General features: G+C 46.6%; 10 protein-coding genes. 7 read left to right on the forward strand and 3 right to left on the reverse strand.

The annotated features are described in order from the left end of the window. Window positions 1-316 precede the first annotated feature (316 nt). The 7 genes from IKW96_RS03845 (at window position 317) to IKW96_RS03875 (ending at window position 11,492) form a co-directional block, all read left to right on the forward strand. The gene (locus IKW96_RS03845; RefSeq protein WP_296570511.1) at window positions 317-2,110 is read left to right on the forward strand and encodes an ABC-F family ATP-binding cassette domain-containing protein; all 1,794 of its coding nucleotides are present in this window, start codon (window positions 317-319) and stop codon (window positions 2,108-2,110) included. A 279-nt stretch (window positions 2,111-2,389) separates the two neighbouring features. Further along, window positions 2,390-3,475, forward strand: coding sequence for a glycosyltransferase (locus IKW96_RS03850; protein ID WP_296570514.1), 1,086 nt, complete (start codon window positions 2,390-2,392; stop codon window positions 3,473-3,475). Window positions 3,476-3,493: 18 nt separating this feature from the next. Further along, window positions 3,494-6,775, forward strand: coding sequence for a YfhO family protein (locus tag IKW96_RS03855; protein ID WP_296570518.1), 3,282 nt, complete (start codon window positions 3,494-3,496; stop codon window positions 6,773-6,775). 18 nt (window positions 6,776-6,793) lie between these two features. Next, window positions 6,794-7,210: an immunity 70 family protein gene (locus tag IKW96_RS03860; RefSeq protein WP_296570522.1), complete on the forward strand. Its 417-nt coding sequence runs from the start codon at window positions 6,794-6,796 to the stop codon at window positions 7,208-7,210. Next, window positions 7,207-7,665: a hypothetical protein gene (locus tag IKW96_RS03865; RefSeq protein WP_296570524.1), complete on the forward strand. Its 459-nt coding sequence runs from the start codon at window positions 7,207-7,209 to the stop codon at window positions 7,663-7,665. Before IKW96_RS03860 ends, IKW96_RS03865 begins: the two co-directional genes overlap by 4 nt. 258 nt (window positions 7,666-7,923) lie before the next feature. Further along, window positions 7,924-8,043 carry a cyclic lactone autoinducer peptide gene (locus IKW96_RS03870; RefSeq protein ID WP_296570677.1) on the forward strand — a complete coding sequence of 40 codons (120 nt, stop codon included), beginning with the start codon at window positions 7,924-7,926 and terminating at the stop codon, window positions 8,041-8,043. A gap of 809 nt (window positions 8,044-8,852) precedes the next feature. After that, a complete protein-coding gene (locus IKW96_RS03875) occupies window positions 8,853-11,492 on the forward strand; it encodes a cation-translocating P-type ATPase (RefSeq protein WP_296570528.1) in 2,640 nt (879 codons plus the stop codon). A gap of 187 nt (window positions 11,493-11,679) precedes the next feature. Here the strand turns inward: IKW96_RS03875 and IKW96_RS03880 are convergent, their stop codons facing one another. The 3 genes from IKW96_RS03880 to IKW96_RS03890 form a co-directional block, all read right to left on the reverse strand. Continuing rightward, window positions 11,680-13,314, reverse strand: a complete 1,635-nt coding sequence (locus IKW96_RS03880; RefSeq protein WP_296570530.1) for a recombinase family protein — start codon at window positions 13,312-13,314, stop codon at window positions 11,680-11,682. A 121-nt stretch (window positions 13,315-13,435) separates the two neighbouring features. After that, window positions 13,436-13,624 (reverse strand): transposon-encoded TnpW family protein, encoded by a 189-nt coding sequence (locus IKW96_RS03885; RefSeq protein WP_296570532.1) that lies wholly within the window; start codon window positions 13,622-13,624, stop codon window positions 13,436-13,438. A 651-nt stretch (window positions 13,625-14,275) separates the two neighbouring features. Beyond that, window positions 14,276-15,055 (reverse strand): helix-turn-helix transcriptional regulator, encoded by a 780-nt coding sequence (locus IKW96_RS03890; RefSeq protein WP_296570534.1) that lies wholly within the window; start codon window positions 15,053-15,055, stop codon window positions 14,276-14,278. Between the last annotated feature and the right edge of the window lie 74 nt (window positions 15,056-15,129).

The raw sequence follows: 15,129 nt of genomic DNA on the forward strand, positions 1-15,129 counted from the left end.
CTGTCACCACTTAAATGAAAGCGTCCCCATACTTTATGACTAATACTGCATTATACTGTTTATTATACTTAAAATGTTTTCCCCTGTCAACTGTTTTGAAACAATTCCGCAACAAAATGTATAAAAACCTACTTAATTTACAATGTTTAATATTCAAATAGCTGTCTGATACAGCGATTTTCACACATAAGTACTAAGTTTTGCATATGGCTGTATAATCAGGCTTATATTGATTTTATGCGGACGTTGTGATATAATGATTGGGTGCAGTCGCATTTTGCGCATTTTTCAAAACATTAAATTAAGGAGAGTTAAAGTGATACTTTTAACAGCTCAGAACATATCAAAGACCTATATGGAGAGAAAAGTTCTTGACGACGTTTCGTTTTTTCTGAACGAAGGCGACAAGATAGGGATCATCGGTATAAACGGTACGGGAAAGTCCACCCTGCTGAGGATACTTGCAGGGGCTGAGGAGCCCGACAGCGGCGAGGTCATACGCACTAACGGCATAAGGATATCCTATCTGCCGCAGATACCCGAGTTTGACGACTGCGGAAGCGTCCTCGGACAGGTCCTCGCTCACCTTCCTGCCGACCTTATGCACTCAAAGGAGTACGAGGCGAAGTCTGTACTGGACAAGCTGGGGCTTCCCGACTATGACAGGGATATAAGCACTCTTTCGGGCGGTGAAAAAAGACGTGCAGGCATTGCCGCAGCACTTATCCAGCCCAGCGATGTGCTGCTCCTTGACGAGCCTACCAACCATATCGACAACGAGACCGCACAGCTCCTCGAGGACCTGCTGCTGCGCTACAGGGGCGCTATCGTAATGGTCACCCACGACAGATACTTCCTCAACAAGATATGCGGAAAGATTGCGGAGGTCGAAAAGGGCAGGGTATACACCTGCGAAGGCAATTACAGCGAATACCTGCTGAGAAAGGCTCAGCGCGAAGCCGACGAGGCTGCTGCCGAGCGGAAGAACAAGTCCCTTTACCGCCGCGAGCTTGAATGGATAAGCAGGGGCGCCCGTGCGAGAGGGACCAAGTCGAAGGACAGGATAGAGCGCTTTGAAGCCCTGAAAAACAGGGATATCCCCGTTGAGGCGGAAAAGCTGAAATTGCAGTCCGTTTCGTCGAGACTGGGCAAAAAGACCATCGAAATAGAAGATATCAGCAAGTCTGTTGACGGAAAGCCCCTTATCAGCGACTTTTCCTACATAATTTCCCGTGACGCAAGAATAGGTATCGTCGGCAGGAACGGTGCGGGAAAGAGTACCTTCCTGAAAATGCTCATGGGACAGGTGCAGCCCGACAAGGGCAGGATAGTCCTCGGCGATACAGTGAATATAGGCTATTTTTCGCAGGAATGCGAGACTATGGACCCCACGCTCCGCGTTATCGAGTATATCCGCGAGACCGCCGACCGTGTGCAGACTCCCGACGGCGTGGTGACGGCTTCGCAAATGCTGGAACCCTTCCTCTTTACGCCGGAGCTCCAGTGGAACAGGATAGAAAAGCTCTCGGGCGGCGAGAGAAAAAGGCTGTATCTGCTGAAAATACTCATGACAGCGCCGAATATACTCCTCCTTGACGAGCCTACCAACGACCTTGATATAGCGACTCTCACCATACTCGAGGACTACCTTGAGAATTTCAGCGGAGCTGTTATCGCTGTCTCCCACGACAGGTATTTCCTTGACAAAATGGCGGACGAGATATTTGAATTCAGGGACGGCAAGTGCACGAGATATAACGGAAATTACACGGATTACGCGGAAAAAGTCCTTGCGGACAGCTCCGCGGAGGAGAATAAGTCCAGAAAGAAGGGCGAGAAGAAGGAGCGCGTTTACACCGGCAGGACAAAGCTGAGATTTTCCTTCAAGGAGCAGCGTGAATACGACACTATCGACGACGATATCGCAAAGCTCGAGCAGGATATCGCCGATACCGAAAAGGAAATCGCCTCAAACGCTTCGGATTATGTGAAACTGCAGGAGCTTTCCGACAAAAAAGAGCTCCTCGAACAGGAGCTTTCGGAAAAAATGGAGCGCTGGGTCTATCTCAACGACCTTGCAGAGCGTATCGCCAAAGGAGAGACCGTATAAAATCTCAGTATTTCAGGCTTATTGCCCGTTCAATAACTGCTCCGGGAAAATTTTTCAGTTTTACTAAGAGTTTTTGCATTTTTATCCGTCTAATATATGTGTAAGCAAATTATTATATAGTATATGCTGTTACACACTACTAACTTTTTGTGGAGCACTTAATTTATGGTTGACAAATGATATACATAATGTTATAATATTTTTGTATATTGTTTAGCGGATAAGCCGCTTTTTCGCCTTTTACAGGCAATATTCAGATGAGAAACGGAGTAATAAGCAATGGGTATCAGCGTTGTACTGCTGGCATACAAGGAAGCGGAGAATCTTGCATTCCTGCTGCCTAAAATAAAGGAAATGATGGACAGTCTCCCCGAGGAGTACGAGATACTGGTCATTGACACGAAGGAGCCCCTCGACAATACCTCAGAGGTATGCGCTCAGTTCGGGGCAAGATATATAAATCAGGAGTTCCCCGGCTTCGGCGGAGCTTTCAAAACAGGCATAAAATATGCGGAAAAGGACAAGTTCCTCATACTTGACAGCGACGGCTCCCACGACCCGAAGTATATCCCCTCAATGTATAAGAAGTTCACTGAGGAAAACTGCGACCTTGTCATAGGCTCGCGCTACACCGAGGGCGGCGAGACCAACGACGCGAAGAGCTCAATAATCATGTCGCATATACTCAACGGATTTTTCCGTATCTGCCTGGGCATAAAGGCAAAGGACATCTCCACGGACTACCGCCTCTACCGCACCGAGCAGCTCAAAAATGTGGAGCTTGAAAACGTGAACTACGACGTACTGCAGGAGGTCCTCCTGCGTATGAAGCAGAACAAGCCCGACCTGAAAATAGGCGAAGTGCCCATATCCTTTCAGAAGCGCAAGTACGGCGAGTCCAAGCGCCGCCTTATACCCTTCATCATCGGCTATATGAAGTCGCTTGTGCGCTTCACTTTCATCAGGTACCCCATTCTCAGGAATATCTTCCTCTACGGAGTTTTCGGCGTCCTTGCATTTGTCCTTGACTATTCCGTTTCCCTCGGACTTGCAAAGACCGTAATGAAAAGCGTTCCCGAAGCCGCAAGCATAATCGGAAACATCGTCGGCTTCCTTTTCACATTCACTACCAATACCTTCTGGAATTTCAAGGTAAAGGGCAAATTCCTTGCGCGAGCCGCTTCCTACGGAGGCATAACGCTCCTCGGCATGGGAATTTCAACAGCTTGCATACATCTTTTCAAGAACAGAATGAACTTTGCACTCCTGAAGCTTATAGTGCTGATATTCGTATCAGTGATACAGTTTGTACTGAATAAGCTCATAACCTACAACGAAAAAGTCATAAAAAGCGATAATAAGTAAGAAAGGAAGGGATAAGCTGTGTCATCTAAAGCCCCGAAAGCTGATTTCCTGAAAAAAAACATGGATACTCTCGGTTCCGTGCTGAGAGTACTGATAGTATTCACCATAGCAATTGCGACAGGTATCGTTATATTCAAGAAAAAGGAGATATCTCCATACGGTCCCAACGATATCCTTTCCATCGACCTCTGGGGACAGTACTTCCCCATGTACCGCAAGTTTGCCCTTGACCACGGATTTTCCGAGGCAATGTACAACTGGAGCGGCGCTCTCGGCTTCAATAACTGGGTGCAGAACGCCTTCTACACAAGGAGCATATTCCTTATACCCTTCGGACTTGTTCCCTTTGCAAAGTGCATAACCTATATAGATATGGTAGCTCTGCTGAGGTTCGGTCTCGGAGCGGCAGCCTGCCAGCTCTACGCAGAGTACAGGTTCAGAAGCAAGAGCCCCGTTATAATGGCAGCCTCCATAGGTTACGGTCTCTGCTCCTACGCAACATCATTTATCATGCAGTTCATGTGGACTGACGGACTTTTCCTTGCTCCGCTGGTGCTTTTCGGACTTGAAAAAATGATGAACGGCAAGTCGCCCCTCATGTATGTTGTAACCCTTGCGCTTACTATCTATACCAATTTCTATACAGGCTTCGGAGTATGTCTTTTCACGGGCTTCTACTTCATTGCGGAGTGGCTCAAGAGGGAATACACCGATAAAGACGGCAAAAAGCTCTGCGTAAAGGCGAATATCAAGGCAAGAGCCGCACTTTTCGGACGTTTCAGCCTTTATTCCGTGCTCGGCGGACTTCTCACAGCATTCATTCTTCTCCCTACGTTAAAGGGACTCTCCCTTACAGAATCCGCAAACGAGGGCAGATTTGACTTCAAGCAGTGGTATCACACCCTTGCGGAGAACGTTTCCGCAATGCTCCCCACAACTCCTGCGTCACTTGAATACGGCGTTGCAAATATAGCTGTGGGACTCTTCGCGTTCCTGCTTATCCCGCTGTACTTCATGAACACTGAGATAAAGCCGAAGAACAAGCTCCTCACAGGCGGATTTCTGGGCGTTCTCTACGCAGGTCTCAACTATAATCCTATGGACTGGCTGTTCAACGGCTTCCACTTCCCAAATCAGCTCCCTGGACGCTGGAGCTTCCTCTTCTCCCTTGCCATAGCGATAGTCGTTTCAGAGGGAATAGCAAAGAGAAAGGGCATAAAGCTCACAAGCATAATCGCCTCGCTGATAATAGCGCTGTTCTTCACGGGATATGCGAAATTCGGCAATCTCTCACAGGAAAAGCTGGACAAGCTCTCCTACTGGAACAAGCTCATTATCGTATTTGCTGTCCTTATGGCATTCAGCGTGATATTCGGCTATTTCAGCCAGTATATGGACAAGCAGGCAGAAAAGCTCGAAAAGGCAGCCGAAACCGAGGGCAAAAAGCTCTCCGATGAAGAAGAAAAGTCAGCAAAGCTCTACAAGGCAAAGGCAGGCGGACTCCGCTTCTGCGCCTTTGTTACAAGTATACTTCTTTCAGTTGCAATGACTGAGGAGATATGCAGGAACAAGGTCAATGTGGCAACAGCTGACAGCGGCGGTATCCCTGTATCCAACATGGACTCGTTCATCAGGGTCAGCGAAGCCCTTTACAAATACGGCACCAAGTACGACAGCGGAAAGAACGAGTTCTACCGTATCGAAGCCAACGAGGGCTGGACGTTCAATACCTCGATGATAGGCGATTTCAAGGGTATCGGCTACTACGGCTCCACCCTTAACCACGGAGTATACGACCTTCTCCGCGACATGGGCAACAGGATATACGCAAACAACGTAAGCTCGGTGTATAACAACTCCTCCCTCTTCCAGAACAGCCTCTTCGGAATAAAGTACATCATCGACAGGGGCAGGTATTTCGAGTCAAGAAGCGGCAAGGGCTATGAACTCATCGACAATAACGACGACTGTCTCGTATGGGAGAACAAAACTCCTTTCCCCATCGCTTTCGCAGCTTCAAAGGAGATACTCACAGCAACGGTAACGCCCGACAATGTACAGGCTGTATACGATCAGAACGACCTCCTCAACAAGCTCTGCGGCAGCGGGACTGACGTATTCGAGCATATAGACCCTGCGGACTTCATAAACGATAACGCAGATATCGACACCTCCAACGGCGTATGGATGTATCATGACTTCTCAAGGATAGACGACAATCTTCCCGTGACCATAACATGGGTATATATCGCACAGGACGATATGCCCATATATCTCGAGCATAACTTCGGCGGCGGTCAGCTTACCGTAAACGGCAGCAACTACGACCTCGGAGCAGAAAAGTTCAGATGTATCGGCTCATATGAACCGGGTACGGAGATACGCATAGAGTATACCGCCAATGATATCGGCAGAGGCAGCTTCGGACTCGACCTCTACCGCTTCAACATGGACAAATGGAACGCTGTTTACGACAACGTAAAGGCAAACGGACTCGAGGTCTCGTCCTTTAAGAACACCCGTATCAAGGGCTCTCTCAACGCCTCCGAGGCAGGTCTTGTAATGACATCTATCCCTCAGGACGGCGGCTGGACAGTCTACGTTGACGGAAAAAAGACCTCGGATTTCAAGGTGCTCGGTACGCTTATCGGCTTCAATGTCGGGGCAGGCAGCCACGATATCGAGTTCAGATACCATGTTCCCGCATTAAAGGCAGGTGCCCTGATAACGCTCCTTGCACTTGCGGCGCTGATATTCTGCCTGAGAGTCCGCAAAAACGGCGGCTTCAGGCTTAAAAAGAAGGAAAAGGCACCCAAGACCGAGGAAAAAGCTCCCGAAGCTGAAAAAAGCGGCAAATCTGAAAAAGCTGCTGAAAAGAGCAGCGACAAAAGCAAAAAGAGCTCCAAAAAGGCAGAAAAAACCGAAACTGCAAAGGACTGCGAAAAGGAGCTGACAAGAAGCAAAAGCTACATCGTGGGTCACGAATACGAGACCGTTATCCTGCGTAATGCAGACAATAACATGAAAATAGCCACTATCGCCAAATTCGGCAAGGACGACCCATGTGACGCGAAGATCGCAGAAAACGAGAAATACTGCGTGGTTATCGGCTGGGGAGCAGTCATATACAAGCTCCAGCCGCCTTTCGAGAACTATCTCCCGGGTCTGAGCACGACTCAGTGGAAGAAATACCTCGTTGACGAGGACACATGGTTCGAGGAAATAAAGGAAATCACCAACGAATATGCAGTGCTCGCTGCGGAAAACGGCGAAGAGCACAGGGTAGAATTCGATTTCTGAGAAAACAGAGGTGAAAAAATGTCAGTAGGATTCAAGGTAAAGTTTTATTGGTATCAGGTAGGCTCTGCCGATTTCCTGTTTTCGTTTTTCTCCACTGTAGCCTGCAATCTCGAAAACGGCAGGCAGGGAGAGCGGTTCCCCATGATAAAAAACCTTTGCGATAACGGACGGCTCGAAATTAACGAGCTTTCCGCCGCTCTTGAAGAAATCGCACTGATAAAGGCAGAGCTCAAACGCTTTTCCGCGGATAAAGTTGTATGGGACATGGATGACCTCTCAAAACAACCGCCGTGGGGCAGTAATATAAGCCCTGATATAACCGACCTTTCCAACTATTTCGTAACGAGCGACGGTGAAGACTTTATAACAGTACTTCAGCACGCCGTAGAAAAAGCTGTCAGTCTCGGTACAGAGCTGGAAATATCAAATTTATGAAAAACGAGATAAAAACAATACCGGACAGCGCCGTTTCCGATATCAGAAACAACGAAAAGGGCGCATACACAGCAGAAATTGACGGAAAGACCATACATACGGAAAAGGAATGGCTGTACGCTATGGCGGAAGCCTTCCGTTTTCCCGTTTATACCGAAAACGACAGAAAGACTGCCGTATGGTACAGCGGAGCATACAAGGATACGGAAAGATATCTTATGAATTATCCGCGCTATAACGACTGGATGACCGATCTTTCATGGATAAGCGAAGAAAAGATAGTCCTTATAGTAAGGGATTTCCCGCATATCTTTGACGGCGATCCCGACGCAAAGGGATATTTTCTGAAAGACCTTCGGGATATCCTTCATTGGTGGGATACAGAGGTCGTAAACTGTGTGGTCGGGGGTCAAAAAAGAGAGTTCACAGTGTATCTGACAGATAAGAATAAGTAAGGCGGACTGACTACAGGTCCGCCTTTTGCCGATTTAAAGGGATAAAAAAAGCATCAGGATCTGCTCCTGAAACAGTAAAAAAATATAAATTACGGATAAAAAATGCAAATAAACGGCGTTTAGTGCAAAGTTATTGACTTTTTCGGATTTATAAATATAATATACTTAGGCGTTGTCCAGAAAGTGCCCGCTCAATCATTTATAAGGAGGTATTTCATTCTTATGAAGAAAACCCGGCACGCTGTCACAGACATCATAATGAAAACTATCGTAGCAAAATCAGTAAAAACAGCAGCGAGAAACGCAAATTCCGCTTGTTTTTGGTGGAATAACCAACCAGCTGTTCCAAAGGATCTAAAAAAACTCAGAAAATTCTAAACAATAGTTTACATAATAAAGCCTAACCTCTATCCCTAACAATACTCTATTATAAAAACACTGAAATGCCGATTTATCCGACGCGTATTCGTTATCTGATACGCTGAGCTGCAACAGACTTAACCTTTACTGATAAAAGATATCCAACATTCATTTTATTCTATCAAGTAACTGACGCTGAACTTTATCTGACAACAGATCAATCTGACAGACAAATGATCGCGCAGTCACTTTCTGGCGACTAACCTAAAAAGCGGGCAAAACGATCTCATTTGCAGCGGTCGTGATGCCTGTCTAGTTGATCAAAACCACATCTTCTCTAATACATCATATCCAAAAAGCGGAATGTGGAACACTGCCGAGCATTCGGCAGGTCCCATTTTTCCGTCCCCCTACCCCCGATGATGATCATTCGTATGCTGCACAATCGGAACAAACAATGAACATATGACGCTTTCAGATCTCTCTTTAAAAAACCATCTCTATCTAAACGCTTGAAAGAAAAAACAGAAATTCAGAATTTCCATTCCTTGCTTGTTTCGCAGTAAATCATACAGTGATTTTTCATATAGGGAGTTCCGCTTCAACTCCCGAGTGAAGGAGCCCATTCCCGGTCAGAATGGGCTCCTTTGCTTTTTTATTGCCCGTGATCGTATTTCACTTTGCGAACACAGTTCTGTCACCTTCCTGACATCTTAGTATCTTGACTTTTTTCGCAGTAAATGATAAAATTATATCTGTTTAGTACTGATATAATGTGAAATCCGTTGCATTAAACCACACGGTGCTAAAGGATATTGGAGGAAAAAATGAAACACTATCTTGAATCAACCGAATCGGTCCTTAAAGAAGTCAAAAGTTCGGCTTCGGGACTTACCGCAGAAGAGGCTGCAAAGCGCCTTGAAAAGGTAGGTCAGAACAAGCTCGACGAGCCGCCGAAGCCCACGCTGCTTGCAAGGTTCATAGAGCAGTTCAAGAATCCCATGATACTCGTTCTTATCGCAGCTGCCGTAATATCAGCTATTACAGGCATAGTTTCCGAGGGCAAGCTTGACGCGGACGTATTCATCATCATGTTCGTTGTCATCGCAAACGCTGTTCTCGGAGTTTATCAGGAAAACAAAGCCGAATCCGCTATCGAAGCCCTGCAGGCTATGAGCGCCGCACAGAGCAAGGTTTACCGCTCGGGCGAGATGATAGTGATACCCAGTTCGGAGCTCGTCCCCGGTGACGTAATAGCTCTCGAGGCAGGCGACAATGTCCCTGCGGACTGCCGTATACTCGAAGCGGCTGCACTTAAAGCCGAAGAATCAGCCCTCACAGGCGAAAGCGTCCCCTCCGAAAAGGAGAGCGGAGTGCTCTCGGGCGAGGAAGTACCTCTCGGCGACAGAAAGAATATGCTCTACATGGGCAGCAGTATCGCTTACGGCCGTGCGGAAGCAGTCGTAGTCGCTACAGGTATGCAGACCGAAATGGGCAAGATAGCAGGTGCTATAGCAAATGCAGACGATGACGAGACTCCTCTCCAGAAGAGCCTCGACCAGCTCAGCAAGATACTTTCAGTGGCAGTTCTCGTTATCTGCGTTATCATACTTGGAATCAACATATTACAGATGCTCGTGAAGAACGGCGCTATCACGCTCCCCGGCTTCCTTGACTCGTTCATGATAGCTGTAAGCCTTGCTGTTGCGGCTATTCCGGAGGGACTTGCGGCAGTTGTCACAGTCGTTCTCTCTATCGGCGTTACCAATATGTCCAAGCGCGGAGCTATCATACGCAGACTTACCGCCGTTGAGGCTCTCGGCTGCGCTCAGGTAATATGCTCCGATAAGACAGGTACTCTCACACAGAACAAGATGACAGTCGTTCACGAGAATACAGACGACAAGGAGCTCCTTGCAAAGGCTATGGCGCTCTGCTGCGACGCTGTCCTCAACTCCGACGACACAGTTGCGGGCGAGCCTACAGAGGCTGCTCTCGTAGCTTACGCACACAAGTGCGGACTTAAAAAGTACGAGCTGGAGGCAGCAACTCCGAGAGTTGCAGAAGCTCCCTTTGATTCTCTCAGAAAGATGATGTCCACTGTACACAAGACCGATAAGGGCTATGTACAGTACACCAAGGGCGCTCCTGACGAGGTGCTGAAAAACTGCACCCATATGTACAAAGAGGGCGGCGTCCGCATTATGACGGAGTCCGACAGACTTGAGATACTCCGCAGAAACAAGGAAATGGCAGACCAGGCTCTGAGAGTTCTCCTTGCGGCTTACCGTGAGTACGACGAGCTCCCCGCAGATACCTCACCCGAAGGTCTCGAGCATGATCTTATATACATAGGCATGACAGGTATGATAGACCCTGTCCGTCCCGAAGTCAAGGACGCTATCGGTCTCTGCCGCACAGCAGGCATACGTCCTGTCATGATAACAGGCGACCACAGGGATACAGCCGTTGCTATCGCAAAGGAGCTGGGAATCCTCGGCGAGGGTCAGCAGGCTCTCACAGGCGCAGAGCTCTCAAAGATTCCCGATAACGAGTTCAACGCACACGTTGAGGACTACAGCGTATATGCCCGTGTACAGCCTGAGCACAAGGTACGTATAGTCAACGCATGGCGCAAGAAGAACATGACAACAGCTATGACAGGCGACGGCGTAAACGACGCTCCGTCCATCAAGAGCGCGGATATCGGCGTTGGTATGGGTATCACAGGTACGGACGTTACAAAGAACGTTGCGGATATGGTCCTTACCGACGACAACTTCGCAACTATCGTAGGCGCTGTCGAGGAAGGCAGACGTATCTATGACAATATCCGCAAGGCTATACAGTTCCTGCTTTCCAGCAACCTCAGCGAAGTGCTGTGCATACTTATGGCTACTATCGGTCTCGGCAGTCTCACAAATGGCTCGTTCGTGATATTCAAGCCTGTACATCTGCTCTGGATAAACCTTATCTCAGACTGTTTCCCTGCAATAGCTCTCGGCATGGAGCCTGCTGAAAAAGGCATTATGTCACGCAAACCGCGAAGCAGTAATTCCCACATCTTCTCAGACGGTCTCGGCATAAATCTTCTGTGGCAGGGTACACTGATAGCAATACTCAGCCTTATCTCCTACGTTGTAGGCTATCAGAACGAGGGACACGGCGCAGCTATGACAATGGCTTTCATCACCCTCTGCGTATGCGAAATGCTCCATGCATGGAACATGAGAAGCCTTAAAGGCTCTATCTTCAAAATGAAGAGCAGAAATATAGTCCTTATCGGAGCTATCGCCCTTTCAGCCGTGCTCACTATCCCCGTACTCTTTATACCGAAGCTCAGGGATATATTCTCACTTACTCAGCTTAACGGTTCCGATTATCTCTTTGCATTCCTCATAGGTGCCTGCATAGTGCCTGTTGTTGAGATAGTGAAGTTCTTCCAGAGAGCTTCTTCAAAGAAGTAAACAGAACTAAGAGCTAAGAACTAAGATTTTAGGGGCGCACAATGTGCGCCCCTTATAATATGAAAAAAGACCGATCATATGTGTAATACGCATAGAGAAGTATTTGTGAGAATTTATTGAGGAAAACCCTTTTGAAAAAGGGACGCCCGAAAGAAGAAATTATAGTTTTAGATGGCAGGCTGCATAATCATGCAGCCTGCTCTCTTTTTGTGTAGTTTTTCCGAGATATGACCGCCGAAGCAACGGCTACCTTAAAGCGGAAGTAAATATCCACCTTCTGCTGACGGTTACCCGTAGATTTATCGGGAGCATGGACTTCTATCCGCTCGATGAGTTCGTGCATTATCTCAGGCGTGAGCTCGGTTATGTACTCATATTTGCGGACAAGGCTGACAAATCTGGAAATATCTTCCGTTTTCTGCTCTTTTGCCTCAACAAGAGCGTTCAGAGCCGCGCTATCCTCTTTCAGCTTAGACTGCTCTGCTTCGTAGGACTTTGACATCATCATGAATCGCTCGTCAGTTATCTTGCCTGCGACATTGTCCTCGTAAAGTCGAGTGAAAAGCTTATCGAGTTCTGCGATACGCTTCTCGTTCTGACGGAGTGTACGCTTAGCTTTTTTCAGTTCATCGGAGTGGTTCTCAGTCGATTTTTCCATTGCTTCGCGCACAAAATCGGTTTCACTGTTGTGAATGGTTTGAAGGAGCTTGTTCAACTCATTGAGCACAAGCTCATCCAAAACTGCCGTTCGGATATAATGCGCACTGCACTCAGTCGAGTCTTTGGAGTAGGTCGCGCACTTCATATGTTCCTCGGCTTTTGAGGCGTTGTGCCAGCGATTGAGATACATCTTCGCTCCGCAGTCGGCGCAGTAAACAACTCCAGAAAAAGGATTTATCTCCTCGCATTTCTGCATTCTCCTGCGGTTCTGTCGGAGCTGCTGTACTAAATCAAAGTCGTGCTGAGTGATTATTGCAGGGTGTGTATTCTCGAAAATCAGCCATTTCTCGCGCGGCGACTTTATCTTCTTGCGCACCTTGTAGGACTTTCGGTAAGTCTTGAAGTTGACCGTATGACCGAGGTATTCCTGTCTTTCAAGAATCAAGGCAACTGAACTATTAGACCACCTCGACGGATTTTTGTAAGCTCCCGAAGAGATATAGCCTTTGGACACAGCGTAGGCTGTAGGGATAAGAATTCCTTCGGTGGACAGCCGACTTGCGATCTGCTTCGGACCATAGCCCTCAATACACATTCGGAATATGCGGCGAACGACCTCCGCGGCTTCCTCGTCAACTTCCCAGACATTTTTGTCAGCAGCAGATTTCCTGTAGCCATAAGGCGGAAAAGGTCCAAGCGGCTTGCCCGACTGACCCTTTGCCTTGAACACAGCCTTGATTTTTCGGCTCGTATCACGGGCAAACCAGTCATTACAGATGTTCTTGAAGGCTACAAGCTCGTTTTCGCTCTTGGCGGTGTCAACTCCGTCATTGATCGCGATGTAGCGCACATCGTTGTCGGGGAAGATTATCTCGATGTACTCGCCCGTGCGCAGATAATCTCTGCCAAGACGAGACAAGTCCTTCGTTACAATCGTTCCGATTTTTCCGTCCTCCATATCGTGTATCATTCGCTGGAAGTCAGGACGGTCGAAGGTTGTGCCGCTCCAGCCGTCGTCCACATAGAACTGAGGATTCGGGAGTTTGTTGTCCTGTGCGTATTTCAAAAGCATAGCTTTTTGATTTTTTATGCTGTTGCTCTCGCCTGCGAGGACGTCGTCCTGCGAGAGTCGGCAATACAGCGCTGTTATTTTGTCTTTCATTTTGACCTCACTTTCCGACAATCACAGCGAATCGCAACCTTATTATAACATATACTCCGCATCAATTCAAGACTTTAAAGCGAGAAATTTATTCGCGCGCTGTGATTCTCTTGTCGCTTATTCAGGCGGAGTAATCGCCGTTCTTGATTTCACGGGCTATCATTCTGCTAATGATAGCCTTGATAGTTTCGCTATCATCACCGCAGAAATGCGTCTCGACAATATAGGTGGTGTTGCCTATCCTGTACTCTGAAATAGTGGGAGTAGGCAATGTCTGCGGATTTTCTGTTGTATTCTCGTTTCTTCCCATGTGAACCTCCTTGCTTTTGGCTGCTCTGACGAATGGAGCAGCGGGCGTATGTCGTGGAGAGTGGGAGGATTTCATTTTGGCGACAGCTTGCAACTTTGGCAAAAACAGATGCAGGCGGAAATTATCCCCTCTTACTATCTGGAGAAAAGGAGCTCGTTTTTCAACCCTATCGCAGAAAATAGTCTGCAATTTTTGAGCGATTCTCTCTTTTGCACAATCAGCCAAGTCTGTTTGAATGCTGCGTTGTCAGAAATAGAGAATAGATGCAGATAGGGTTGAAAACAGGACAAATTATCTCCTGATAGTAGGAGGGCAACACAAAAGCCGCACCCGTGACAGGTGCGGCTGAAAAATCCGAGACATGAAAATGAAGCAAAAAACGGTTCAAAAAAAGTGCCGTATACCTTGTTGTGAGAAGCTACCAGCAAGCCATAGAAAGTGCCGTATTCTTTGCACTTTCGGAGATTTTCGGTCGCAAGTCTCCCGAAGATTTGATTCAGGGAACCCTCCGCCCTGAATCAAGTCTCCATCAAAACAAGGATGCACCTTGAACCGCTGAATAGGAAGTGTAGATGAAAAAACATCTCTCGCATAATTATTACAAATTATGATGCACTGTGCCAAGAATAAAGGTACTCACATAATAAAACCTTATTGCTTTGAATCATCAATGGGATACAAATCAAATAATAACGATGAAATTGTTTCTTGCAACGCATAACGGCGATATTTAAGACTATCAATGAGCTTACCAGAAGTTGTATAGTCATCATATTCCAGTTCTCTATACTTGTGTATAACTTGTAATTCTTCATCTGTTAAAGAATCACGAATACTCAATTCTTCTGATGAAAAGGCATCGTCACAATCTAACGGTGAGTTAAGGTTGTCAATAATAAAATTTGCTTTTTTAGGCTCCATACTATAAAGTTGTTCTTTTAGAGAACGTACCTTTTCATCGTATTCATTTCTATGCTTTACATAATCAGAATAGAGATCATCTACTTTTTTTAACTCTTCAACTGCTTCTATGAAACGTGGCATCGAAATAAACCTGTTAATCATTTTTTGATATGAATCAGCTTCTTCAGAAAAAACAAATTTTTCAGGAATAAGCCCCATAACAGTTTTTATTTGGTGAATAGATTCCTCAGTCAATCCTGTTTCAGCAACAACGATTGTTGTGTTTTTTGTTTTATTAGAATACGCTTCTTCTCCAAGGAGATATCCGAGTTCACATCCGAAGAATTTGCACATATTCAAAAGTATTTCCAAAGGCGGAAGTGTCCTCTTATCCGAGTCGTCATTTTCATAGTTGGATATTTGCTTTCCGGTTACTCCAAGTTTATCACCTAACCTCGCCTGAGACCACTTGTGGTTTTGGCGCTCTTTTTTTATATTCTTACTCAAGACTTCAGGGCTATAATACATATAATTTCCTTTCTTACCTAAAAAGTAAATTTATATTTCGGAACATACTTGACATTTCCTATTAGTCATTATAC

The organism is Ruminococcus sp. (assembly GCF_017549005.1).
GTDB lineage: Bacteria > Bacillota > Clostridia > Oscillospirales > Ruminococcaceae > Ruminococcus.

Bases quoted from the DNA above. Each gene is read 5' to 3' on its own strand.
- IKW96_RS03850 (WP_296570514.1), top strand. From the start codon at position 2,390: ATGGGTATCAGCGTTGTACTGCTGGCATACAAGGAAGCGGAGAATCTT.
- IKW96_RS03860 (WP_296570522.1), top strand. From the start codon at position 6,794: ATGTCAGTAGGATTCAAGGTAAAGTTTTATTGGTATCAGGTAGGCTCT.
- IKW96_RS03865 (WP_296570524.1), top strand. From the start codon at position 7,207: ATGAAAAACGAGATAAAAACAATACCGGACAGCGCCGTTTCCGATATC.
- IKW96_RS03870 (WP_296570677.1), top strand. From the start codon at position 7,924: ATGAAAACTATCGTAGCAAAATCAGTAAAAACAGCAGCGAGAAACGCA.
- IKW96_RS03875 (WP_296570528.1), top strand. From the start codon at position 8,853: ATGAAACACTATCTTGAATCAACCGAATCGGTCCTTAAAGAAGTCAAA.
- IKW96_RS03880 (WP_296570530.1), bottom strand. From the start codon at position 13,314: ATGAAAGACAAAATAACAGCGCTGTATTGCCGACTCTCGCAGGACGAC.
- IKW96_RS03885 (WP_296570532.1), bottom strand. From the start codon at position 13,624: ATGGGAAGAAACGAGAATACAACAGAAAATCCGCAGACATTGCCTACT.
- IKW96_RS03890 (WP_296570534.1), bottom strand. From the start codon at position 15,055: ATGTATTATAGCCCTGAAGTCTTGAGTAAGAATATAAAAAAAGAGCGC.